Genomic DNA, 25,312 nt, shown 5'->3' on the forward strand with positions numbered 1-25,312 from the left:
TTGCTTCATAAAATTATCCAAAGAGGCATTGACGAACAATATTATGCAGGCGGTATTTGTAATATTTGGGAGGATGGAAAAGATTACGAAACTATTGCTTTAGGCTGGGCAAATAAAGATAGGGAAATCCCAATGGATCGATCAAAGTTATTTGATTTAGCTAGTTTAACAAAGTTATATACTGCAACACTGGTACTTCATCATATCTCAAATAAGCGACTGTCTTTAGATGACCGCCTGGGAGATTTTAAGATAGGCCCACCAGTAATTGGTAACGTTAAGGTTCGTGAATTGCTGCTTCATACATCAGGTATTACTAGCTGGTATCCATTTTATAACGATAATCAGTATGGCAAAAGCTTTGAAATGATACTAAATGATATTGATGTGACAAAAGATGCGAAACGCAATGAAGTGACCTATAGCGACCTAAATTTTATGCTATTACGCTTTATCTGTGAATGCATTGATGCTAGAACTTTTGAACAGCAGATTCAATTTATTCTAAATGAAATTGGTGATGACGATGGTGGCTTTTTATTGAACCGCCCGAAATCCGAATTTGCTGCAACAGAGTATGGGAATCAAATCGAACATGAGATGTGCAAGGAGAGGGGCTTAACATTCTCAAATTGGCGGTCACCTGAACAGCCTATAGTTGGTCACGTTAATGACGGTAATGCCTATTATTTTTTTGAAGGGGTTTCTGGACATGCCGGATTATTTGGAAGTTATAAAACGGTTAGTAAGTTAGGACAATTATACATTAAAGGAGGTGGTTCGCTCTTAGACGCTGAACTTGTAGAATTTTTGCTGGAGCTTAATGAGAATGAGAGAACATTAGGTTTTAGCAAAAGTGGATTATTTATGAACGGGCTGGGTCATACAGGTTTTACCGGAACTATGTTGTACATTGAGCCAAAAACAAAGAGAGTCATTACATTTTTAGCGAATCGACTGCATGTTGAAAATCCAAAAGACATGTATGAAATTCGAAACGAAGTAATTCATTATGTACGTTAATGGAGGAATTTTAATGAAGAAGTACTTATTTTTCTTTGTCACTATGTTATTGACGATCGTTTTAGTGGCATGCTCAAACGATGATGCAGATAATTCAACAGAATCATCAGAACCTACTACTGATGGTGGAACAACTACAGAAACAGCAACAGAGAGTGAACTGAAAATTGCAAACGACCAAGAGCCTGCTGGTTTAGATCCACATAAAGTACCAGCTGCATCATCTTCACGAATTTATTCACAAATTTATGAAGGCTTACTAACGTTTGATAAAGATATGAATATTATCGGAAGTTTAGCAACAGAGTGGAATCTAGAAGATGACACAACGTATACATTTAAATTAAAGGAAGGCGTAAAATTCCATAATGGCCGTGAAATGACTGCTGAAGACGTGAAATATAGTTTTGAGCGTATCATGGATGAAAATACTGCTTCCCATATTCGTTCATATTTTGCTGATGTAGCTTCCATTGAAACTGTAGGAGACTATGAAGTGAAATTTACTTTAAATAAACCACAAGCTACGTTCCTATCCAACTTAACGCATGGAAGTGCTGTAGTAGTACCAAAGGAAACAGTTGAAGCAAATGGAGATTTACAACAAAATGCTGATGGAACAGGTGCATTCAAACTTCAACAATGGGTGCCGGACAACAATGTCACATTAGTTAAAAATGAAGATTACCATGTAGAAGGCGAACCAAAAGCTGCGAAATTGGCATTTTATACAATGACGGAAGAGTCGGCTCGTTTATCAGCAATACGTACAGGTGAAATTGACTTTACGACGATTTCAGCCAAATCTACAAAACTCCTAGAAAATAATGAGGATTTATCAATTATTCCATATCAATCTTTGGAATATAGCTATGTCGGCTTCAATAACGCAAAGGCACCATTGGATAATGAAAAAGTAAGACAGGCGCTAAGTTTAGCGACAGATCGTCAAGAAATTCTTGATATTGTTTGGAGTGGTGAAGGGTTAATCTCAGGTCCGGTGGCACCATCGATGGGAGATTGGTCTGTAGATGTGGAATCACTAGATCTTTATAAACGAAATATTGAAAAAGCAAAAGCTTTATTGGCTGAAGCAGGTCATCCAAATGGCTTTGATATTACCATTACAACGGCTTCAAGTTATCCGGATATGGTAGATACAGCACAATTATTGCAACAGCAATGGAAAGAAATCGGTGTAAATGCCACGATTAAGCAAATTGAGTGGGGCGAGTATATTGATACTTGGAGCAATAAAACTGCTGATATTTTAATTGGGCGTAACTCATCGGGTATTGACCCTGACCGTGCATTGAATTACTTCTTCAGCTCAACAGGTTCTGCAAACGTATGGAACTTCGCAAACGCGGACTATGATTCAACTGTAGAAAAAGGATTGCAAGCTACTGATCCAGCAGAGCGAAAAGCCATTTATACAGAAGCACAGGAAATGTTAATTAATTTATCGCCGAATTTATTTTTAGTTTCTCCAAAAAACTATGTAGCTGTTCGAAAAGGTGTTACGGGTTATACGCCATATCCACATAATGCATCAGATTTCAATTCAGCACAAAAAGAATAAAATAAGCTATGAATAGAGTGGTAGGGAATACCCTAGCACTCTATTTTTTAATAAGGAGATGAAATCGATACATGACAAGCTATATTTTAAGACGTTTATTCATGCTTGTGCCTGTGTTGTTTGGTGTTTCTATCTTTATTTTCTTAATGATGCGTGTCGTACCGGGAGATGTAGCGCAAACAATATTAGGTACGGATGCAACACCGGAATCTTTAGAAACATTACGAAATGAATTTGGACTTAATGATTCGTACATTAAACAATATATGAATTGGATGGGTGGAGTACTTACGGGAGATTTCGGTGAGTCGATGAGAAATGGCCGGGATGTGTTCCCTGAAATTTTAAGCCGATTTACATTGACATTCGAATTAACAATTTTAGCGGCCATTATATCTTGGTTGATTTCAATACCGCTCGGTTTATTGGCAGCGGTTAAACGAAATAGTGCGACAGATATTACAGTGCGTACGATTTCATTATTAGGTGTTTCGATACCAAACTTTGCATTTGCTACTGTATTAATTTTGATTTTGGCTTTATTTTTCAATTACAGTCCGCCTATAGGTTATGTTGGATTATTCGAAGACCCAATGAAAAACTTGGAAATAATGCTTATTCCAGCATTGGTACTTGGTACGACGATGGCAGCGGCAGTTATGAGAATGACTAGATCCACAGTTTTAGAGGTATTACGACAGGATTTTATCCGAACAATCCGTGCAAAAGGTGCAAAAGAACGCGTAACCATTTTAAATCATGCATTAAGGAATGCGCTAATTCCTATCTTAACAATTATCGGTATGCAAATCGGTACATTGCTTGGTGGTGCGGTCATTATTGAGCAGATTTTCTCTTTACCGGGGCTAGGGCAATATGTATTAACAGGCATCACACAACGCGATTTAACCGTTGTACAGGGAAGTGTACTATTTATATCATTCGTCTTTGTTATGGTCAATTTAATCGTGGATATATTATACGCTTATTTAGACCCACGAATAAATTACAAATAATGGTTTGAGGTGAAAACATGAAAGGATTTGCAAATCGATTAGTGAAAGATCGAATCGGGCTATTAGGAGCAATCGGAATCATTCTTGTCGTTATTATCAGTATATTTGCGCCAATTATTGCACCTTTCCCGCCAGATAAAATGTTTACAAAACATATTTTAGAGTCACCTAATAGTACTTACTTTTTTGGAACGGATGAATTTGGCAGAGACATATTTTCACGTATTTTGTACGGGGCACAAGTATCTGTAAAGGTAAGTGTCATCGCGGTAGGAATCGGGGCGTCGCTAGGGTTGATTTTCGGGTTGCTCAGTGGCTATTTCCAAGGGAAAGTAGATAATATCATTATGCGAATTATGGATATACTGTTTGCTTTTCCGGATATTTTACTGGCTCTTGCAATTGTAGCTGTACTTGGGGCGAATATTACGAATACGATGATAGCAATTGGGATAGTATTTACACCGGTATTTACGAGAACTGTACGGGCAGCAACGATTTCGGTAAAAGAAAATGAGTATATTCAGGGCGCTGTTGCTATTGGTGTAAAGCCGTTCCAAATAATAATAAGACACGTAATACCGAATATTTTAGCACCGTTTATCGTTCAGGTGACACTAGCATTGTCGGGTGCCATTTTAACGGAAGCTGCATTAAGCTTTTTAGGTTTAGGTGTCCAACCACCAAATCCATCTTGGGGAAGTATGTTAAATGAAAGTCGAACATATATGGAATTTGCTCCATGGACAATAGTATTTCCAACGGTTGCAATCGTATTTACAATATTTTGTTTCAACCTGTTAGGTGATAGTTTACGAGATATTTTAGATCCTAAGATGAAATAAAGGAGTGCTGACATGACTGATTTTCTTACTACAGAAGCATTAAATCCTGCAACTGAATGGATTGATAAACAATCCGTAACAACAATACTGCAGTGGATAAACGATGCAGATGCGTCTATAGCAAATGCAGTACGGAACGAAATTCCTTCTATTAGTAAGGCGGTTGAAAAAATCGTTGAAGCTTTTCAAAATGGAGGTAGATTAATTTATATTGGGGCAGGGACGAGTGGCAGATTAGGTGTCTTGGATGCTTCGGAATGCCCGCCTACATTTAATGTACCAAATACACTAGTACAGGGGGTTATTGCCGGGGGGGCATATGCTTTGACAAATGCAGTCGAAAATATAGAAGACAGTGAACAGGAGGCCATTAATGATTTAGTTAGTAAAGGTTTGACGGCTAAAGATGTAGTGGTAGGGATAGCAGCCAGTGGCCGTACACCTTACGTGAAATCTGCACTATCGTATGCCCATAGATTAGGTGCCTATACAGTTTCACTTGCCTGTAACACCAATAGTGAAATTGCTCAATTTGCCAATACGGTAATTGAAGTAAATACGGGTCCGGAAGTCATTGCTGGATCAACAAGAATGAAAGCAGGAACAGCGCAAAAAATGGTGTTAAACATGCTAAGTACAGCATCGATGATTAAATACAATAAAGTGTACAGTAATATTATGATCGATGTACAGGCGACAAATGAAAAGTTACGTAGACGTGCCTTAACAATTTTGAAGAAATTCACAAATATAGATGATAGTAAAGGGATACGATTATTGGAAGAAACGGATTATAACATTCGATTATCCATCGTTCATTACAAATCAAATGCTTCAATAGAAAAATGTAAGGAAGCACTGATTAGTTCCAATCAACAAATCGATAAAGCCATCAATTTACTTCTTAAGGAGGAATGATTTATGTACGGAATTGGTGTAATGTCAGGCACTTCTCTAGATGGTTTAGACATCGTAATGATAGATTTAAAATTATATGATGAAAAGAAAGAGATACATATAGTAGCCAGTGATATGGTTGACTATGGGATTTATTTCAAAAGAAAGTTAAGTGAAATTTGTCATGAAAATACGGCCACTATATCAAAAATCACGATGATGAATGCTTATTTAGGGAAATTTATCGGTGAGCATATTAATGCCTTTATTAATCGTCATAATGTCGATAAAAATTTGATTTCATTTATCAGTTCACATGGTCAAACTATTTTTCATGAACCAGTAGGCGGAACAGAGTTTTATGAAATACCATCTACATTGCAGATTGGAGACATTTCATATATTTCTGAACTAACGGGACTACCTGTAATCGGTGATTTCAGAACTGCGGATATGGCAGCAGGCGGGCAGGGGGCACCATTATTATCTTATTTTGATTTTGTTTTTCTACAGGATGAACGCGTAGGGAGAGCCATTCAAAATATCGGAGGAATTGGAAATGTAACATACTTGCCTCCAAGCGGTAGTGGTGAAGTTATTTCATTTGATACAGGTCCGGGAAATGTTTTGATCGATAGAGCAGTTCAAATATTAACAGATGGTCAAAAAAACTTTGACGATGATGGGTTAATCGCAAGTAAAGGAGAGGTAAGATACGAGATTATTGAAAAGTGGTTGAAACACCCTTACTATTCAATGCCATTGCCAAAAACAACGGGTAGAGAGCTTTATACCGAAGATTACTTAAATGACTGTTTAAAATTGATGGGAAATTATTCTGTCGAAGATCGTATCGCAACTTTAACTGCCTATACAGTGCAAACAATAAAACGAAGCTATGAAAGTTACCTCCCAATGGATGAGCTAAAGGAAATCTATATTAATGGTGGTGGAAGCCTAAACTCTTGTTTGATGCAGCTATTAAAAGAAGCTTTTCCTCATATTAAGGTTTCTAGATTAGATGAAATTGGTGTTCCTGGCGTTTGGAAAGAAGCGATTGGTTTTGCCATTTTCGGATATAACACAATGCTGGGAATACCAAATCAGTTACCAATCGCTACGGGGGCAAAAAGGGAAGTCGTAATGGGAAAAGTGGCATTTTCCGATGGGAATCCGTGGAAACGATTTGAACGATTGAGAGGTGAGTACAGTGGAGAATCTATTATCAATTGAAAACTTAACCATTTCATTGGATAAACATAATAATATTGAACCCCTTGTTAAAAATATAAGTTTAAAACTGAAGGAAGGAAAAACTTACGGTATTGTGGGGGAATCTGGCAGTGGTAAAAGTTTAACTTCATTGGCAATATTAAATTTACTTGCAGATAAGCTATCCGTTATTAATGGAGAAATCAATTTTTTATCAAAGGGAAATTTACTGGAATTAAAAAAAAATCATATCCGTAAAATTAGAGGAAATGAAATTTCGATGATTTTCCAAGAGCCTATGACTGCTCTTGATCCTATGTATACTATAAAGTATCAACTGTTTGAAGTATTAAAGTTTCATCAAAAGCTTAAAAAAGATGAAATGTATGAACAATCTTTGCAAATGCTGAAATCAGTTGGTATATCCAGACCTGAAAAGGTACTGAATAACTACCCCCACGAACTATCCGGGGGAATGCGTCAGCGAATCATGATTGCGATGGCATTAATATGTAAACCGAAATTATTGATTGCAGATGAGCCAACTACGGCATTGGATGTAACGATTCAAGCGCAAATACTTGATTTGATGAAAGATTTGAAACAGCAATATAATACAACGATTCTGCTCATTACACATGATTTAGGAGTTATTGCAGAAATTTGTGAAGATGTTGCGGTCATGTACGCTGGTGAAATTGTTGAACAGGGTAGGGTTCAAGAGATATTCGATCAGCCAAAGCATCCATATACGAAGGGACTATTAAAAGCCGTTCACAGTATAGGTGATCAATCAGCAGAATTATATTCAATACCTGGCAATGTCCCAACACCAGATGAGTTCCCTAAAGGATGTCGCTTTGCATCAAGATGTCCTCATGTGCTAGAAACTTGCTGGAGTACCTCCCCTAAACCAATTCGAATTACAGAAACACAGTTTGCGAAATGCTGGTTATTTGTAGAAGGAGTCGAAAATCATGAATGAGCAGCCAATCTTGCAATTAAAAAATATAAAGCAATACTTTCCTATTAAAGGGGGGCTTTTTAAGCAAACTGTAGGACATATAAAAGCGGTAGACGGGATTTCGTTATCCATTTACAAAAATGAAACAATTGCATTAGTAGGTGAAAGTGGCTGCGGAAAATCAACTACAGGCAAAATGATTTTGAGATTAATTCAACCTACTGATGGAGCGATAATTTACAACGGAAAAAACATTGTGGAATTATCTAACTCTCAATTTAGAGAATTGCGTCGCGATATTCAGATTGTTTTTCAAGATCCGTATAGCTCCCTAAATCCCCGTATGACCGTTAGACAGTTACTTTTGGAGCCACTTTTGACACATAAACTAATGAATGGAAAAGCAGCGGAGCAGGAGATAAAAGAAATTATTCAAAATGTTGGACTGACAGAAAAAAGTTTAACAAAATATCCACATGAATTTTCAGGAGGGCAAAGACAACGAATAAGCATTGCACGTGCACTCGTTTTAAAGCCGAAATTTCTCGTGTTGGATGAACCTGTTTCGGCATTGGATGTATCCATTCAGGCGCAAATATTGAATTTATTGGAAAATCTTCAGAAAAAGTATGATTTAACGTACTTATTTATATCTCATGATTTAAATGTAGTTCGACATGTAAGTGACCGAATAGCGGTAATGTATCTAGGAAATATCGTAGAAGTGGCCACTAAAGAGCAATTATTTTCAAACCCAAAACATCCATACAGTCGGGCTTTGATTTCTGCTATTCCTAAAACCCATCCAAATGATACAGTGGAAAGAATTTTATTGAAAGGCGAGATTCCGGATCCATCAAATCCGCCACAAGGGTGTCCATTTCATACACGCTGTCAATTTGCCATGGAAGACTGCAAGAAAGAACGCATTGAAATGACAAAACTGTCAGAGGATCATGAAGTGGCGTGTATACTATATGAAAATAATTAAAATAACATTGTGTTGTCTCTAGTTTAAGTTGCATAGCTAGAGGCAATTTTTTTACAAACATGATATTTAGGAAGGTTTAAATGCTTGTTTTCAATAAATAATGATATATGTTAAAGCTTTTCCTTGAGAACCGCGAATCAGTCATGTAGCATAAATATTGAAAACAAAAGAAAAAGGTGAACGACTTATGGAACAATTACTACAGGCGATTCAAGAAGGTAATTTGGAGCAAGTAAATACTCTTCTTGAATCATTTTTAATGGAGGCTGAACCAGCAGCACAATATGAAATTGCCGAGGCACTTATGCATTATGGATTTTTAAATGAAGCAGACAAAGTCTTCGAGCATTTGCAATTTTTATTTCCCGAGGAAGCTCAGATTTCAATTGATCGCGCAAGTGTTTTAATTGAAATGGGCGAAGAGGATAATGCGCTCGATTTGTTAATGGGTATTGCAGATGATGCACCAGAATATCCACAAGCGCTTTTAGTTTTAGCGGATTACTATCAAATGCAAGGATTATTTGAAGTAGCAGAACAACGTATTAATGAAGCTTTACAGATTTTGCCTCATGAGCCTTTATTACAATTTGCAAAAGCAGAATTATTATTCGAAACTGGGAGATTTTCTGAAGCAGTACGTATATATGAAGAACTCTATACAGTTGACAAAAAATTTGCTGGTATAATATTAGCCCAACGCCTTGCAGAAGTTTACCGTGCCGGAGCGGGGTATGAAAGAGCGTTAGATTATTATATGGAGGCATTGGAAGAAGAAGTAACTGCAGATTTACTGTTTGGTTCAGCTTATTCAGCATTCCAAACAGAAAAATATGAACTGGCTATAAAACAACTGGAAGATCTAAAAGAGCTTGATCCAGATTATTTCTCCGCCTACCTATTATTGGCGGAAAGCTACGCAATGCTTGAAGACAATGAGCGAGCTCTAAAAGCAATCAAAGAGGGCTTGAAACGTGATGAGTATGATAAGTCATTGTATTTATTTGCCGGAAAGATGGCGATAAAAAACAGTATGATACAGGAAGCTACTGAATATCTGCATGAAGCAATTGCGCTAGATCCTGAATATATGGAGGCAATTTTAATATTAATGTCTGTCTATAGTACAGAACAGCGCTTTGAAGAAATTATTGCACTATATGAACAGCTACAGCAAAATGAATTTGAATGGGTTTCGCTCTATCCGTTTGTTGCCAATGCCTATAATGAAGAAGAACAGTTTGAAAAAGCATACGAAATTTATAAAGAGGCATATACTGAATTTAAAGATGATGTTGAATTCTTGGAGAAATATTATCTGTTTTTAGTTGAGGATGGTAAGCGTGAGGAAGCAAAAAAAGTTGTGGAGCGACTTGTACAATTACAACCTTCAGAACAGCAATGGACTGATTTATTAGAACGCTTTGAGTAAAGGGAGGATTGCATGTTGACCTATTTCGTACCACTGAATGATAAAAAGCTATTCATCAGATGGTTTTTGAAAAATTTCCAATTAAAAAGGCGTGAAGGGGTATGGATTTTAAATTACTTATTAAGTAATGATGAATTGTTGGAAAATGTTCACTTCGTTGATGAAGCACACTATTGTCCACGGTCTATCGTTATGTCGACAATTGAAACGACGAGTATCCCTTTTAGATTTTATAAAGAAAATATTATGACATCCGATGCAGAGAAAGCTTTTCATGATTTACGTATTAATGCACATGAATCTATTTATTTTCAACTGAATTTTCCTAGCATTCCGCCAGAGCCTTTATATTTGGCGGTGCTGGAAGAAAATCCATATGTACCTAAAGACTTGTTTATAAGTGAAAAAGACCGTTTAGCAGCGCAGCGATTGCTGGAGAATAGCGTATTGGAGTTTCAGGAACAACAGCTTTTAAAAGAGATTGATGAGGCGCTGGATGCAGGAGATAAAGACCGCTTTTTTGAGTTATCAAATTTACTGCAGGCGTTGAAATATACGAAGTGAATATAACTATTAAAAAAATACTTATTGCCTATTTTCGTAGTATTCAAAAGACCCAGGAGGAATGAAAATGAATTTTAAAGTAACTGATATAGAACAATTTCAAGCACAAAAGCAATTTATTGATACCGCTATTGTTCCTCTTTTACAATTGGATTTTACAGAACAAGGAATGAAACAAAGCAGTTCTGCTGCAGAATATTTAATGTCTTTAACGAATTTTATAGAACAGCAATTCAAAGGACGTCTTATGCTCTTCCCCCCGTTTTCCTATACGGTTAACACAAAATCTGAAACTTTGCCTACATCAATCGAACAAGAATTAAAGAATGCGGGATTTAAATCTATCATTTTTGTAACTTGTGACCATAGTTGGACAGAATATAAAGAATTTTTAAATATTATTTGGCTTCCTTCAATCCCCCTTGAATCTATGGATAAATCAGTAAAACAACGTATATTGGAAGATCAATTGAAACAAGTTATTCCAACTTTGACAAATATTTGGGTATAATTGCACTCTATTTGTTTCATTAAATGTTCACAATCTACACATATGGAAATGAATGCTATATTGACCAACTTATTCAGTTGATATATCATAGATATGTCCTAGTTATTTACTATTTTTAAAAGTATATGTCCGTTGGACTGACCTTTTAGTAAGAGGGGGGAAAAGGATGAGTAAGAATCGAGTTACAAGACGTCAATTTTTAACGTATACGATTACTGGCGTAGGTGGATTTATGGCTGCAGGTATGTTAATGCCAATGGTTCGTTTTGCGATTGACCCAATTCTTCAAACGAAAGAAGAAGGAGATTTTGTACAAACAAGCCAAAAAGCTGCTGAAATTACAGAAGTTCCAGTAAAAGTTGACTTCTCGTATGAACAAACAGATGGTTGGTATAAATCAGAAGTTGCCGATGCAGCTTGGGTTTACAAAGAAGGCGATCAAATCGTCGCAATATCACCTGTATGTAAGCATTTAGGTTGTACTGTAAACTGGGCAAGTGATCCAACACACCCAGATCAGTTCTTCTGTGCATGTCACGCGGGACGTTATGAGAAATCAGGTGTAAACGTAAAAGGTACACCGCCACTTGGACCACTAGATATGTTTGAAGTGTCAGAAAATGATGGTTTCTTAATGCTTGGGAAAAAAATCGCAAACACACACAGTAACTAAATAAGTTAGGGGGTACGACACAGTGCTAAATAAAATTTATGATTGGGTCGATGAACGTTTAGATATTACTCCTATTTGGCGTGATATTGCCGACCACGAAGTGCCAGAGCACGTTAACCCTGCCCATCACTTTTCAGCATTCGTTTACTGTTTCGGGGGATTAACTTTCTTCATTACAGTTATTCAAATTCTATCAGGTATGTTCTTAACGATGTACTATGTACCAGACGTAGAAAATGCTTGGAAATCAGTTTACTATTTACAAAACGAAGTAGCATTCGGTGAAATCGTTCGTGGTATGCACCATTGGGGGGCATCTCTAGTAATCGTTATGATGTTCTTACATACACTTCGTGTATTCTTCACAGGTTCGTATAAAAAACCTCGTGAGTTAAACTGGTTAGTTGGTGTAGGTATTTTTGCAATTATGTTAGGTTTAGGCTTCACAGGTTATTTATTACCATGGGATATGAAAGCGTTATTTGCAACTAAAGTAGGTATCGAAATTGCTGCATCTGTTCCGTTTTTAGGAGAAATAATAAAAACACTTTTAGCTGGGGATTCTACAATTATTGGTGCGCAAACATTAACTCGTTTCTTTGCAATTCATGTATTCTTCTTACCAGCAGCACTATTTGCTTTATTGGCAGTTCACTTTATTATGATCCGCCGCCAAGGTATTTCAGGACCTCTATGATCTGAAACTAATTGTATGATTTTTTAAGGAGGGGACACTATGCAACGCGGAAAAGGTATGAAGTTCGTAGGGGATTCACGTGTTAAAGCGAATAACCGTATGCCGAACGTGCCGAAAGACTATACCGAATATCCAGGGAAAACAGAAGCTTTCTGGCCTGACTTCTTATTAAAAGAGTGGATGGTAGGAGCAGTTTTCTTAATCGGTTATTTACTATTAACTGTCGCACATCCTTCACCACTAGAGGGTCCGGCAGATCCAACTAATGCATCTTATATTCCGTTACCGGACTGGTATTTCTTATCGATGTACCAATTATTAAAATATACTTATGCATCTGGTCCATATAATGTAATTGGAGCTATGGTTATTCCAGGTATTGCATTCGGTGCATTAGCATTAATACCATTTTTAGATACAACACCTGAACGTCGTCCGTCAAAACGTCCATTACCGACAGCTTTCATGTTGTTAGCAGTAGCAGCACTTATTTATACAACTTGGGAATCTGTAGACGCAACTGATTGGGATGCGGTTGATGCACAAGGTGAAATTACGGATAAACATTTAGGACTATTACCTGATGTTGAAGTCGATGAAACTTCTGAAGGCTATGAAATTTACCAAGCACAAGCTTCATGTATTGGCTGTCACGGTGGAGACTTAGCTGGTGTATCAGGTCCAATGCTTTTAGGCAATGAATTAACAGCAGAAGAAGTACAAGAAGTAATTGTAAATGGTCGTGGTGGTATGCCAGCAGGAACATTTACAGGTACTGATGAAGAGCTTCAAGTTTTAGCTGAATTTATTGCTGGATTAAAAGAAGCAGAATAATAATATTTAATTTAGAGAGGGTCAGAATTCTGACTCTCTTTTTTTGATAGATTACTAGAAATGTATTAATTAGAGTCTAAGATTTCTGTTACTTAGCAGCAAAGATTCTTTATTCAAAATTAAAGGGAAATTTTGCTTCTCGCCTAAAGCATGTTTATAATAAAAGACGTACATTGTTTATGTAAGTTGCACAAAATACATATGAAATGAAGATTTATTATGAAAAGAAGGAGAAAAAATGAAAGCATATATCATGCAATTATGGTATTTAATGAACCACCGTGCCTTTTTAAGCTTATTGCTTGTTGTTAACTTATTCGGTACAATTTACGGATACTATTGGTATAAAGGGCAGCTAGCAGCTACAGATCCGATTTATTACATTTTCGTTCCAGATTCTCCAACTGCGAGTTTATTTTTCTGCTTTGCCATTATTGGGTGGCTATTAGGGAAAAACTACAAACTAATGGAAGTGCTAGCACTTATTACGCTCATTAAATATGGCTTATGGGCTGTTGTAATGAATCTTCTTACATTGGCTGAAACCGGGGAATTAGGTGCAGCTGGGTGGATGCTTGTAGCATCACATTTCTTAATGGCTGTTCAGGCAGTTTTATATTTACCGAAATATCGTTTTAAAATGTGGCACGTGATGGTTGGGGCCATTTGGACACTGCATAATGACGTGATTGACTATTTATTTGGTCAAATGCCGTTTTACCGTGTGATCAACCAATATCCAAGTGAAATTGGCTACTTCACATTTTGGCTATCTATTGCATGTATAATGCTCGCTTTTTTAGAAAGTCGCAAGCGCGAATATTTGCAACAACAGTAAAAAGCCTTTAAAATTAAAGAGAATTGAAGATATAGAAAGGGAGTTCGGAAATGGGAATGTATATCGTTTATTTTATCATCATTATGCTATTGCCGTTGTACGCACAAATGAAGGTAAAAAGTACGTATAAGAAATTTGCAAAAGTGTCTGCTGAAAAGGGTATGACAGGGGCGCAAGTAGCACGTTACATTTTAGACCAGCACGGCTTAACAGATGTGCGTGTCGTACCAACACAAGGTTATTTAGCGGACCACTACAATCCCGCAACTAAAACAGTTGCGTTATCAGAAGACAACTATTACAACTCTTCGATCGCAGGTACAGCTGTAGCAGCGCACGAAGTAGGTCATGCGATGCAACATGCGGATGCATATTCGTTTTTAACATTACGTTCAAAATTAGTGCCATTGGCTAGTTTCTCTTCAAATATGTCATGGATTTTCGTGTTAATTGGTATTTTTTCATCTTTATCAGGTTTCCTATTGCTAGGTATTGCATTATTAGCAGCAGGTGTTGTATTCCAATTAGTTACGTTACCAGTCGAGTTTGATGCATCGAAACGAGCTATGAACGAAGTCGTTTCTTTAGGGATTATTAACAATACGGAAGAACGTTCTGCACGTAAAGTATTAAATGCGGCAGCAATGACATATGTAGCAGCAGCTGCTGTAGCCGTAATGGAACTATTACGTTTAATCTTAATTTACACAGGCATGACTTCAGACGATTAATAAAGAAAAAAATGGTCGTAACAATATTAAGTTCTAGTTCACGAAAAAAAGCAATTGCACCGCGCAATTGCTTTTTTGTTCTTCCATTTAATTGGATGTTATCCTATTATTTATTCATTTTAGTCTAGCGGTTGTTTTTTATCGTCTAATGTAAAGCCTTCACCGGATACATCATGAACGTCCATAATTGTAACGAAGGCGTGGGGGTCAATGGAATGAACAATGGATTTTAATCTTACAAGCTCACTACGTGAAACGACACAATAGAGAACATTGCGGTGTTCTTTCGTAAAATGACCATGTCCATCAAAAATCGTTACACCACGATCCATATTTTTTGTAATTAAATCTGCTATTTCATCTGAATGTAAAGAAATAATAAATGCACCTTTTGCTGAATAAGCACCTTCCTGAACGAAGTCAATCACCCGACCTCCTACATAGACAGCTACTAATGTATACATCATCGACCTTGCATCTAAAAATGTCATCCAAGAAAAGATAATAACAAAAAAATCAAAGCCGAACATCGTTTTCCCCATGCTCCAGCCAAAATATTTATTGGCAAGTCGAGCTAAAATATCTACTCCACCCGTTGTCCCGCCAAAGCGGAAAACAATACCTAAACCGATACCGACAAATACCCCTGCGAATAAGGACACGAGAAATAAATCGTCCTTCAAATTCATGTCAAATTCATAGATTTGAAAGATTTTCAAGAAAACAGATACGCCAATCGTGCCGATTAATGTATAGATAAACGATTTTTTACCGAGCAATTTCCAGCCAAGAATAAACATTGGTATATTTAATAGTAAATTCATTAATGCTGGGTCCCAATTTAGTGTAAAATATAAAATAAGTGTAATACCACTAAATCCGCCTTCTCCTAGCTGGTTTTGCATATTAAAATGTACAAAGCCAAAACTAAAGATGGCGGAACCGATGAGGATCCCGATGATATTTTTTATTTTTATTCCTTGCATTGTCATCCTCCTATAATCTATTGTGAAAGAAAATATGTGTCGAAGCAGGAAAAAGGCTACATCGTTTATTATGTTTGATTTCGATGTATTTGACAACAGTGGGCTAAAACGAATCATTATTTGTGCCTGTGAACATATTATTGAAAACTAATTATGATTATAGTCAAAAAATATAGAAATACTGTATTAACTAAAGTTCAAAGGAGTTTTATGTAATGACAATTAAAGTCGCAATTGCTGGTGCACGAGGTAAAATGGGTATGGAAGCAGTTCATACGATAATTAAAAATGATGGAATGGAATTGGTTGCTGCTCTGGATTACAAAGACGTCGGCACAACGCTAGGAGAATTGGATGAGTTTCCAAAACAATATGAAGTTCCAATTTATACGAATTTCCCGGAACTTGTACGAGATACAAAGCCAGATGTGCTTGTCGATTTAACGAATCCACATTTCGTTTTTGAAAGAACTAAACAAGCATTATTACATAATGTACGGCCAGTTGTTGGGACAACAGGTTTTACAGATGAGCAGCTTGAGGAATTACAACAATTAGCAAAAGAAAAACAATTAGGCTGTATTATTGCTCCGAATTTTGCTATCGGTGCAATATTAATGATGAAATTTGCTAAAGAGGCTGCGAAGTATTTCCCGGATGTCGAAATAATAGAAATGCATCACGATCAAAAGCTGGATGCGCCATCTGGTACCGGAATTAAAACGGCCCAAATGATTAGTGAAGTTAGAAACACTAAAGAACAAGGTCATCCGGATGAAAAAGAAACACATACTGGTGCTAGAGGTGCAAATATAGAAGGCATGCATGTTCATTCCGTTCGCCTACCCGGTTTAGTAGCACATCAACAAGTTTTGTTTGGTGGGACAGGTGAATTATTAACAATCCGTCATGATTCTTTAAATCGAGGTAGCTTTATGGGTGGAGTTACATTTAGTATTGAAAAAGTTATGAATTGCAATACATTAATATACGGATTAGAGAACATCATTTAGAAATGGGATGAAATTTATGAAAATTGCATTAATTGCACATGATCGAAAAAAGGACAATTTAATTCAATTTGCCATTGCATATCGGGATATTTTGGAAGAGCATGATCTGTATGCAACAGGTACTACTGGTACAATGATTGAAGCTGAAACAGGGCTTGACATTACAAAATTTCGTTCGGGTCCATTAGGAGGGGACCAACAAATAGGTGCTATGATAGCGAACAATGATATGGATATGGTTTTTTTCTTCCGCGACCCATTGACTGCACAGCCACATGAGCCGGATGTTATGGCATTAGTACGATTATGTGATTTATATCATATTCCCCTTGCGACAAATATGGGGACTGCAGAAATTTTACTAAAGGGCCTGCAGGAAGGATTTGTCGATTGGCGCATTTTAGCGGAACGCAGAAAATAGTGAATAAAGTAATCATGCTAAAGCATAATTGCGGTAAAATATTTACTAACGAAAGTTAATCGTATTGTTGAGAGGATGGGGAGACTAATGAAAAAACTTAAAATTGGTATTACATGTTACCCGACAGTTGGAGGTTCTGGTGTTATCGCCACAGAACTTGGAAAGATGCTAGCGGAACGGGGACATGAAATTCACTTTATTACATCGAGCGTACCATTTCGGCTTAATAAAATTTATCCAAATGTTTTTTTCCATGAAGTTGAAGTAAATAATTACTCAGTATTTCAATACCCACCATACGATATTGCATTAGCAAGTAAAATGGCCGATGTTATTAAGGAAGAAAAACTAGATATATTACATGTGCATTATGCAATTCCTCATGCTGTTTGTGCCGTATTAGCAAGACATATGAGTGGTGAGAATTTTGGCATCGTTACGACTCTTCATGGGACGGATATTTCGGTTTTAGGTGAAGATTCGACATTAGCTCAGGCAATTAAATATGGAATTGATTGTTCGGATGCTGTTACCGCCGTTTCTGAATCACTAAAACAGCAGACATATGCCTTAATAGATACGAAACAGAAAATCGAAACAATATATAATTTTGTCGATGACAATGTGTTTAAACCAGTAGATCCAGGAAATTTAAAAGAGCAATTTGGTATTTTGCCACATGAAAAAGTAATCATTCATATTTCAAATTTCCGCAAAATAAAAAATTTACCAGATGTTGTAGATTCTTTTTTGAAAATCCGAGAAAGAATGCCTGCTAAATTACTGTTAGTTGGAGATGGACCTGAAAAACATCGTGTAACCGATCTTGTTAAAGTGTCGCCATATAAAGATGATATTTTATTTTTAGGGAAACAGGAAAATATTACTGAGCTCTTTGCGATTAGTGATCTGAAGTTACTGCTTTCTGAGAAGGAATCTTTTGGATTAGTACTATTAGAGGCAATGGCATGTGGAGTCCCTGGAATCGGTACAGCAATTGGTGGTATTCCGGAAGTGATTAATCATGGAGTGAATGGCTATTTAGTTCCTCTTGGCGATACACAATCGGTCGCTGATTATGCAGTCGAATTATTGCAGGATGAAGTAAAACATGCAGCATTCAAACTGGCAGCATTACAGGCAGTACGTGAACAATTCCACGAATCGAAAATGGTAGAACAATACGAGCGAATTTATGAAAGAGTGGTTCAAGAAAAAAATGCACTGGCAAGCAGCTAAGAAAGTCATCAATACGATAGAGCAGGCAGGATTTGAAGCGTATATAGTAGGTGGGGCAGTCCGCGATTATTATTTAAAAAAAGAGAATAATGATGTTGATATTGCGACAAGCGCATTACCAGAAGAAGTTCAGGCGATTTTTACCCATACAATAGACGTAGGGATAGCCCATGGTACTGTGCTTGTCCTTGATTTTGGGGAACCGATTGAAGTGACGACATATCGAACTGAATCAGGTTATAGCGACCACCGCCGTCCGGATGCGGTTCATTTTGTCCGCAACTTAAAAGAAGATTTAAAGCGTCGTGATTTTACGATGAATGCTATGGCACTTAGCAAATCAGGTGACTATATTGATTATTATAATGGACGTCAGCATATTGATAATAAAGTAATTTGTGCTGTCGGTGAGCCACTTCAGCGATTTGAAGAGGACGCGCTTCGAATGCTGCGCGCTGTGCGATTTGCTTCACAGCTCCAATTCTCGATTGAACATCAAACTTTGCAGGCCATTCATCAAAAAGCATCTACCATCTCGTATATTTCAATCGAACGAATTCAAGTGGAGCTCTCAAAAATTTTTACATCCAAACATACCCAAATGGGAATTGAGTATATTGAAAATACATCATTAAGCAACTATTTACCTGGTAAATTCAATCATCATAGTTGGACCGAGTTTTACTCAGAAGATCGGCAAGTTGGATGGGCCTACTTTTGTCTAGTAAATGAAAGTGACCTTTCTTTACTTTCGGCGTATCGCTGTTCAAATAAAGATAAACTGTTTACAAAGAGTGTTTTAGGTGCATATGAATGCTTACTAAATGAAATATCACCGATTGATTTATTGCGCTATGATTTATCTGTTTTAGAAACTGCCTGTCAATTTGTAAAATGGCAAAATAATGTTCTGCCTTTTTCTTTTGATGATTTAGTTTATCGAAAAAGCGCATTACCAATACAGCATGTAAGTGAACTTGCTATTTCCGGCAGAGATCTAATGGAGTGGTCTTCAGAAAAGCGTGGCGCGTGGATTAAAAGGACTTTAGATGCGGCGATTTTGGCTGTCTTAAACAGAGAAGTAGAAAATGATAAACAACAATTAAAGGAATGGTTTCATGCATTTCACGATGAAGGATGAAATATTAAAACGTTTTTTAAATGCGAACGGAGAACCGATTTCAGGGCAAGTGTTAGCAGATGAGCTTCAAGTATCAAGAACGGCTATTTGGAAACACCTGCAAACATTGAAGCAAGAAGGCTATGAGTTTGAAACGGTAAAAAAAAGAGGTTATAAGCTTGTGACAGTACCGGATAAAGTCGATATGGGTCAATTACAACAATTTTTAAAAACAACCCGTTATGGTCGACAGGTGCATTATTTTGAAAGTGTAGAATCAACACAGCTAGTTGCCCATGAGCTTGTAAGAGAAGGTGCACCTGATGGCACGGTTATAATTGCAGAGCATCAAACAGCAGGACGTGGACGCATGATGCGTGAATGGGAATCATCGGAAGGGAAAGGTATCTGGATGACGATTATCATTCGCCCTGAAATTGCCCCCCATCAAGCCCCGCAGTTTACACTTGTTACAGCGGTAGCAGTTGTAAACGCCATGAAAGCTATGTTTAAGAATTTTACTCCTGAAATTAAATGGCCTAATGATATTTTAATTAAAGGTAAAAAAACGACGGGGATTTTAACCGAGATGGTTGCAGAAGCAGATCGGATTCAGGCCTTGTTAATTGGTATCGGGATCAATGTAAATCAACAAATGGATGATTTTCCAGAGGCTCTACAGCCGATTGCAACTTCAATTGCAATTGAAGAAGGTGAGCCGATTGAGCGTGTACATCTAGTTGCAAATGTCCTTGATTTTTTAGAGCACTATAGTGATATGTATGTGAAAAACGGCTTCGGTTTCATTAAAACACTTTGGGAAGAGTCTTCCGGTACGATAGGAAAAAGAGTAAAAGCAACGACTTTACGGGAAGTTGTTGAAGGAGAGGCAATCAGTATAACTGAAAACGGTGTGCTTGAAATCCGTCAGGCAAACGGTGAAGTTAAAGGTATATACTCTGCTGATATCGAAATATTGTAATTAAATATGCTGTACGTTTTCTTTCAAAATTGTTATAGTAGCTCTAGGACAGTATCAACTAAGAACTGTACCTATTTTGCTAGTCTACTATAAAATTATCTGCTTTGATCTACACAAGACAGAGACGGAAGAAAACACACGCGCTGTAAATTAAAATCATTTCATTCTCTTTATTTAAAATTAAGTATGAAATGTATTTCATTTACTTACGACACTACCTTTCTGTCTAATTATGGATAGAAGGGTATTTTTTGTTTTCTTTCCATTTGAGGAGGAGAAACATGAAAACAACAGCTCAGTTTTTAAAAATGAAGGAGCAGGGTGAAAAGATTGTCATGATTACGGCATACGATTATCCCGGTGCTAAATTTTCCGAGGCAGCAGGAATTGACATGATTTTAGTTGGGGATTCATTAGGGATGGTTGTATTAGGCTATGAATCTACAATGCGGGTTACTGTCGACGATATGATTCATCATAGTAAAGCAGTTCGTCGCGGAGCACCCGATACGTTTATCGTCGTAGATATGCCTTTTGGCTCTTACCATGGCGATGTGAACGAAACACTTAAAACTGCGGTCCAGATGATGCAGCTTACAAATGCCAATGCACTCAAAGTGGAAGGCGCGGATGATGTAATTCCTGTTATTAAGAAACTAACCGATGCCGGCATTCCGGTAGTTGCACATTTAGGCTTATTACCACAGTCTGCAGGTGTTCTGGGGGGCTATAAAGTCCAAGGTAAGACTTCTGAGCAGGCTGAAAAATTAATTAATGATGCATTACTTGTCGAACAAGCAGGAGCGTGTGCTGTAGTGCTTGAATGTATTCCACACCAGCTAACTGAGATTGTATCCGAAAAGTTGACGATCCCGACAATAGGAATTGGTGCAGGTGCTAAGGCGGACGGTCAAGTATTGGTATTCCATGATTTACTGCAATATGGAAATCACCATATTCCGAAATTTGTTGAAAGTTTTGCACACGTAGGCGATGAAGTTGAACGTGGAATCATTACTTACACACAAGCGGTTAAAGCAGGAACGTTCCCTACATTACAGCAAAGTTTCACGATGAAAGAAGACGAATTAATAGAGCTTTATGGAGGCGTAAAATAATGATCATCCTATCGACAATTGCTGAGCTTCGAAAAGCTGTAGTTAACGCCAAAAGTAGCAAGCAATCAATCGGTCTTGTTCCAACAATGGGCTATTTACATGAAGGTCACTTAACATTAGCAAAAAATGCCCGTGAAGAAAATGATGTCGTTGTTATGAGTATTTTTGTAAACCCGACACAGTTTGGTCCGAATGAAGATTTTGAATCATATCCGCGTGATTTAGAGCGTGACACAAAGCTTGCAGCATCAGTTGGTGTTGATTATATTTTTGCACCATCCGTTGAGGAAATGTATCCACATGATGGCGGTATATACATCCGTGCCGGACGACAGGCGCAAACTTTGTGTGGTGCAAGTCGGCCAAGTCACTTTGATGGGGTATTGCAAGTTGTTGCAAAGCTCTTTAATTTAGTACAGCCAGACCGTGCCTACTTCGGGCAAAAGGATGCACAGCAAGTTGCCATTATTCAAACAATGGTCCGTGATTATAATTTCCCTGTGGAATTACGTGTAGTTCCGGTTGTACGAGAAGGTGACGGCTTAGCAAAATCTAGCCGGAATGTTTATTTGTCTTCGATTGAGAGAATGCAGGCACCGGTTATTCAACAAGCGCTACAAATAGCGAAACTAGAGTTAATGGATTCAGGAGATGTTGATCACGCATTGGCACAGGCAACAAAAATTATTGAAGATAACACTGCCGGTAAAATCGATTATTTGAGCATTTTAACGTATCCAGATTTGAAAGAAGTCGATGAAAACTCAGATCAAATACTTTTAGCTGCAGCAGTCTATATTGGAAAAACACGTTTAATTGATAATTTAATTCTTTCATTAAAAGGGGAACGTATTCATGCTTAGAATGATGATGAACAGTAAAATCCATCGTGCTCAAGTCACACAGGCGGATTTAAATTATGTAGGTTCGATAACAATCGATCAGGATATTTTGGATGCGGTAGGGATGTTGCCGAACGAAAAGGTGCATATCGTAAATAACAATAATGGTGCACGTTTTGAAACATATATAATTGCAGGCGAGCGCGGTTCAGGCGTTATTTGTGTAAACGGAGCAGCTGCACGTCTTGTACAAAAAGGGGATATCGTCATTATTATTTCGTATGTATATGTGGACAATAAAGAAGTAGCGGATCACTATCCAACAGTCGCTATTATGGGGGATAACAATAGAATTAAAGAAATGATCCATTATGAACCTGAAGCAACGATCATGTAGCAGTAAAAAAACTGTGATAAGAGTCAATTTGACTTTTATTACAGTTTTTTTCATTTGTAACAAAAAGTTATTGAAGGCATAATTTTGTAATTATTATATTACGTCCCTGTAATATTTTTGAAACATTAAATGTGTACACTGAATTTAGTTTCATTACAAATGATACAGGGGGAAATGACTAATATGTTTCATAAAAGACTATTATGTAGCTTTGCCTTCATTATTTTTACATCTTTATTCTTTTCCAATGCCATTAGTGCAGCTACACATACAATTAAAAAAGGGGAAGAATTAGATAAAATTGCAGAGCGTTATAATACGTCTGTACATACATTATTGGAAATAAACGAGCTTGAAGACAAAAAGCAAGCGGTGACAGGCTATGTCCTACAGCTACCTGATCATATTAAAAATAATCAAAAGAAAGTTAAAGAAAAGAAAGAAAAGAAAGAAAAAAATGAAAAACTAGATGATTTTGAAGTGGTTAAAACATTGACTGTTGAAGCAAGTGCATTCACAGCTTCCTGCAAAGGCTGTTCAGGAAAAACGGCATCCGGCATCAATTTAAAGAAAAATCCCGATGTTAAATTAATTGCAGTTGACCCTAAAATAATCCCACTAGGAACAAAAGTTTGGGTAGAAGGCTACGGTATTGCTGTTGCTGGGGATACTGGCGGCTCGATAAAAGGCAGTAAAATTGATGTGTTTGTCAAAACGAAAAAAACTGCCCTTAACTGGGGGCGTAAAAAAGTTGAAATTAAAATATTGAAATAATCCTCACACAATCAGTAATTACTAAACATAATTGCTGGTTTTTTGTTTTTAGGAATAAAAAAACGGTAAAAGTATAGTTTAGATTAAATACGTTAATTGGCTATTTTGTAGTGTGCAATAACTAGAATCACCTATTAATGAATACAAAGTAAAGGGGCTAGGTTGCATTCCATAAATTGTCATGATAATGTGAAAATTGAGGTGGTTAAATGGAAAACTTTGATTTAGCTGTAATAGGAGCAGGACCAGGCGGGTATGTTGCCGCGATTCATGCAGCAAAAAGCGGATTGAAAGTAGCGCTTGTCGAAAAGGACAAAGTTGGAGGGGCTTGTTATAACGTAGGCTGTATTCCTTCGAAAATTATGCTCGAGCATAGTAAATTGGTGCAGGAAATTCGACGCGGGACAGATTGGGGAGTTACTGTTCCTACAATTAATATCGATTTTCCGAAGTTAATGCAACGAAAAGATAAGGTTGTAGCAGAATTACTATCAAATATTGAAACTTTTATTGATAGTGCGCAAATTACAATGTTTAGAGGAAAAGCAATCGTAACGGCAGAGCGAAAAGTGATAGTTGGAGATGAAGCATTCACGGCCAATAATGTAATTTTAGCAACAGGCAGTCGCCCATTTGTTCCTCCGTTTAAAGGAATTGAAACTGCAAATTACTATACAACGGATACTTTCTTTTCCATTCAGGAGCTTCCAAAGCAACTGACGATTATCGGTGGTGGTGTAATTGCAATTGAAATGGCATTTGCTTTAGGGCCTATGGGTACTAAAGTGACTGTACTCAATCATAGTAAAGATATTCTGCAAACTGAAGAACCGGATGCCCGACCAATTATTAAACATAAAATGAGCGAGTTGGACATTGAGCTTATTACGGATTTTACATTTGAAGAAATACATGCAGATTATGTGCAAACATCAATCGGAAATTTCACTTACGAAAATTTATTATTTGCAACAGGGCGCCGTCCAAATACTGAAATCGCTGAGGCGTTGGAAATGCAAATGGATGGTCGTTTAATTAAAGTAAATAATCATTATGAAACTAGCATTCCTGGGATTTTCGCCATTGGGGATTTAGTAGGTGGCTTCCAACTTGCACACTCTGCCAGTGCAGAAGGTGTGCATGCGGTGGACTTCATTTTAGGAAAACATCCGAAAGTGATTAATCAGCAGGAAATACCGCGGTGTGTCTATACACATCCTGAGATTGCCACATTTGGCATGCTTGAGCATGAAGCACCGGCAGATTCGATTGTGACGAAAATGTATTTACCGACCAACCCTAAAGCGCTGTTGGAAGGTAATATACAAGGCTTTATGAAGTTTGTCGCCAGTCCTGAAGGCGATATTTACGGGGCATGTGTTGTAGGTGATGGCGCGACTGAAATGATTAATTCCATGCTTGCTGCAAAAGTACTTGGTGGATCTGTTAAAGACTTAGCCCGGATGATTTTCCCTCATCCAACAGTAAGTGAGCATGTTGGGGATGCAGCTAGATCTGTTTTCGGCAAAGCCATTCACGCGAAGTAACTTCCAATAACAACAGAGGGATATTCCCTCAATCCTTTTAAAATCCAATTTCTTTGTTATTTC

General features: G+C 37.3%; 27 protein-coding genes. 26 read left to right on the forward strand and 1 reads right to left on the reverse strand.

Features of this window, described 5'->3' with window-relative positions; all coding sequences use genetic code 11:
* The 16 genes from MKY13_RS05975 to MKY13_RS06050 all read left to right on the forward strand — a co-directional run bounded on the left by MKY13_RS05975 (position 1) and on the right by MKY13_RS06050 (position 14,810).
* Complete coding sequence (locus MKY13_RS05975) at positions 1-1,023, forward strand: serine hydrolase (RefSeq protein ID WP_339215743.1); 1,023 nt, start codon at positions 1-3, stop codon at positions 1,021-1,023.
* A gap of 13 nt (positions 1,024-1,036) precedes the next feature.
* Positions 1,037-2,605, forward strand: coding sequence for an ABC transporter substrate-binding protein (locus MKY13_RS05980; protein ID WP_191698155.1), 1,569 nt, complete (start codon positions 1,037-1,039; stop codon positions 2,603-2,605).
* Between the two features lie 71 nt (positions 2,606-2,676).
* Positions 2,677-3,621, forward strand: coding sequence for an ABC transporter permease (locus MKY13_RS05985; RefSeq protein ID WP_191698154.1), 945 nt, complete (start codon positions 2,677-2,679; stop codon positions 3,619-3,621).
* A gap of 17 nt (positions 3,622-3,638) precedes the next feature.
* Positions 3,639-4,466: an ABC transporter permease gene (locus MKY13_RS05990; RefSeq protein ID WP_191698153.1), complete on the forward strand. Its 828-nt coding sequence runs from the start codon at positions 3,639-3,641 to the stop codon at positions 4,464-4,466.
* Positions 4,467-4,478: 12 nt separating this feature from the next.
* Positions 4,479-5,384, forward strand: a complete 906-nt coding sequence (murQ, locus tag MKY13_RS05995) for an N-acetylmuramic acid 6-phosphate etherase (RefSeq protein WP_339215747.1) — start codon at positions 4,479-4,481, stop codon at positions 5,382-5,384.
* A 3-nt stretch (positions 5,385-5,387) separates the two neighbouring features.
* On the forward strand, positions 5,388-6,596 hold the full coding sequence (locus tag MKY13_RS06000; RefSeq protein ID WP_339215749.1) for an anhydro-N-acetylmuramic acid kinase: 1,209 nt from the start codon (positions 5,388-5,390) through the stop codon (positions 6,594-6,596).
* Complete coding sequence (locus MKY13_RS06005; RefSeq protein WP_191698150.1) at positions 6,574-7,560, forward strand: ABC transporter ATP-binding protein; 987 nt, start codon at positions 6,574-6,576, stop codon at positions 7,558-7,560. Before MKY13_RS06000 ends, MKY13_RS06005 begins: the two co-directional genes overlap by 23 nt.
* Positions 7,553-8,530 (forward strand): dipeptide ABC transporter ATP-binding protein, encoded by a 978-nt coding sequence (locus MKY13_RS06010; RefSeq protein ID WP_339215752.1) that lies wholly within the window; start codon positions 7,553-7,555, stop codon positions 8,528-8,530. Before MKY13_RS06005 ends, MKY13_RS06010 begins: the two co-directional genes overlap by 8 nt.
* Before the next feature lie 187 nt (positions 8,531-8,717).
* On the forward strand, positions 8,718-9,962 hold the full coding sequence (locus tag MKY13_RS06015) for a tetratricopeptide repeat protein (RefSeq protein WP_339215754.1): 1,245 nt from the start codon (positions 8,718-8,720) through the stop codon (positions 9,960-9,962).
* A gap of 15 nt (positions 9,963-9,977) precedes the next feature.
* Complete coding sequence (locus MKY13_RS06020; RefSeq protein WP_191698147.1) at positions 9,978-10,526, forward strand: ReoY family proteolytic degradation factor; 549 nt, start codon at positions 9,978-9,980, stop codon at positions 10,524-10,526.
* A gap of 67 nt (positions 10,527-10,593) precedes the next feature.
* The gene (locus tag MKY13_RS06025; protein ID WP_339215756.1) at positions 10,594-11,037 is read left to right on the forward strand and encodes a YpiF family protein; all 444 of its coding nucleotides are present in this window, start codon (positions 10,594-10,596) and stop codon (positions 11,035-11,037) included.
* Between the two features lie 166 nt (positions 11,038-11,203).
* Positions 11,204-11,710 carry a ubiquinol-cytochrome c reductase iron-sulfur subunit gene (locus tag MKY13_RS06030; RefSeq protein ID WP_339215758.1) on the forward strand — a complete coding sequence of 169 codons (507 nt, stop codon included), beginning with the start codon at positions 11,204-11,206 and terminating at the stop codon, positions 11,708-11,710.
* Between the two features lie 22 nt (positions 11,711-11,732).
* On the forward strand, positions 11,733-12,407 hold the full coding sequence (locus MKY13_RS06035; RefSeq protein WP_191698144.1) for a cytochrome b6: 675 nt from the start codon (positions 11,733-11,735) through the stop codon (positions 12,405-12,407).
* 39 nt (positions 12,408-12,446) lie between these two features.
* Positions 12,447-13,241 (forward strand): menaquinol-cytochrome c reductase cytochrome b/c subunit, encoded by a 795-nt coding sequence (locus tag MKY13_RS06040; protein WP_191698143.1) that lies wholly within the window; start codon positions 12,447-12,449, stop codon positions 13,239-13,241.
* Between the two features lie 238 nt (positions 13,242-13,479).
* A complete protein-coding gene (locus tag MKY13_RS06045; protein WP_339215761.1) occupies positions 13,480-14,079 on the forward strand; it encodes a DUF1405 domain-containing protein in 600 nt (199 codons plus the stop codon).
* A gap of 50 nt (positions 14,080-14,129) precedes the next feature.
* Positions 14,130-14,810 carry a zinc metallopeptidase gene (locus MKY13_RS06050; protein WP_191698141.1) on the forward strand — a complete coding sequence of 227 codons (681 nt, stop codon included), beginning with the start codon at positions 14,130-14,132 and terminating at the stop codon, positions 14,808-14,810.
* A 119-nt stretch (positions 14,811-14,929) separates the two neighbouring features.
* Here the strand turns inward: MKY13_RS06050 and MKY13_RS06055 are convergent, their stop codons facing one another.
* On the reverse strand, positions 14,930-15,796 hold the full coding sequence (locus MKY13_RS06055) for a YitT family protein (RefSeq protein WP_191698140.1): 867 nt from the start codon (positions 15,794-15,796) through the stop codon (positions 14,930-14,932).
* A 215-nt stretch (positions 15,797-16,011) separates the two neighbouring features.
* On the opposite strand from MKY13_RS06055, the gene dapB reads away from it, so the two are divergent.
* From dapB to lpdA, 10 genes are all read left to right on the forward strand, one after another.
* A complete protein-coding gene (gene dapB / locus MKY13_RS06060; RefSeq protein ID WP_191698139.1) occupies positions 16,012-16,809 on the forward strand; it encodes a 4-hydroxy-tetrahydrodipicolinate reductase in 798 nt (265 codons plus the stop codon).
* Between the two features lie 16 nt (positions 16,810-16,825).
* Positions 16,826-17,230: a methylglyoxal synthase gene (gene mgsA, locus MKY13_RS06065; protein WP_191698138.1), complete on the forward strand. Its 405-nt coding sequence runs from the start codon at positions 16,826-16,828 to the stop codon at positions 17,228-17,230.
* A gap of 87 nt (positions 17,231-17,317) precedes the next feature.
* Complete coding sequence (gene bshA, locus MKY13_RS06070; RefSeq protein ID WP_191698137.1) at positions 17,318-18,469, forward strand: N-acetyl-alpha-D-glucosaminyl L-malate synthase BshA; 1,152 nt, start codon at positions 17,318-17,320, stop codon at positions 18,467-18,469.
* A complete protein-coding gene (locus MKY13_RS06075; RefSeq protein WP_339215764.1) occupies positions 18,426-19,610 on the forward strand; it encodes a CCA tRNA nucleotidyltransferase in 1,185 nt (394 codons plus the stop codon). The genes bshA and MKY13_RS06075 overlap by 44 nt, the downstream gene beginning before the upstream one ends.
* Complete coding sequence (locus MKY13_RS06080) at positions 19,588-20,571, forward strand: biotin--[acetyl-CoA-carboxylase] ligase (protein WP_339215766.1); 984 nt, start codon at positions 19,588-19,590, stop codon at positions 20,569-20,571. Before MKY13_RS06075 ends, MKY13_RS06080 begins: the two co-directional genes overlap by 23 nt.
* 281 nt (positions 20,572-20,852) lie before the next feature.
* Positions 20,853-21,689, forward strand: a complete 837-nt coding sequence (gene panB, locus MKY13_RS06085; RefSeq protein ID WP_339215768.1) for a 3-methyl-2-oxobutanoate hydroxymethyltransferase — start codon at positions 20,853-20,855, stop codon at positions 21,687-21,689.
* On the forward strand, positions 21,689-22,552 hold the full coding sequence (gene panC, locus MKY13_RS06090; protein WP_339215770.1) for a pantoate--beta-alanine ligase: 864 nt from the start codon (positions 21,689-21,691) through the stop codon (positions 22,550-22,552). Before panB ends, panC begins: the two co-directional genes overlap by 1 nt.
* Entirely contained in the window at positions 22,545-22,928 is a 384-nt protein-coding gene (gene panD / locus MKY13_RS06095; protein ID WP_339215772.1) for an aspartate 1-decarboxylase, read from the forward strand. The genes panC and panD overlap by 8 nt, the downstream gene beginning before the upstream one ends.
* A 183-nt stretch (positions 22,929-23,111) precedes the next feature.
* On the forward strand, positions 23,112-23,702 hold the full coding sequence (locus MKY13_RS06100; protein WP_339215774.1) for a 3D domain-containing protein: 591 nt from the start codon (positions 23,112-23,114) through the stop codon (positions 23,700-23,702).
* Positions 23,703-23,911: 209 nt separating this feature from the next.
* Positions 23,912-25,249: a dihydrolipoyl dehydrogenase gene (gene lpdA, locus MKY13_RS06105; RefSeq protein WP_339215776.1), complete on the forward strand. Its 1,338-nt coding sequence runs from the start codon at positions 23,912-23,914 to the stop codon at positions 25,247-25,249.
* Positions 25,250-25,312 lie beyond the last annotated feature (63 nt).

It is taken from the genome of Solibacillus sp. FSL W8-0372, from assembly GCF_037969735.1.
In the GTDB taxonomy this organism is placed as follows: Bacteria; Bacillota; Bacilli; order Bacillales_A; family Planococcaceae; genus Solibacillus; species Solibacillus faecavium.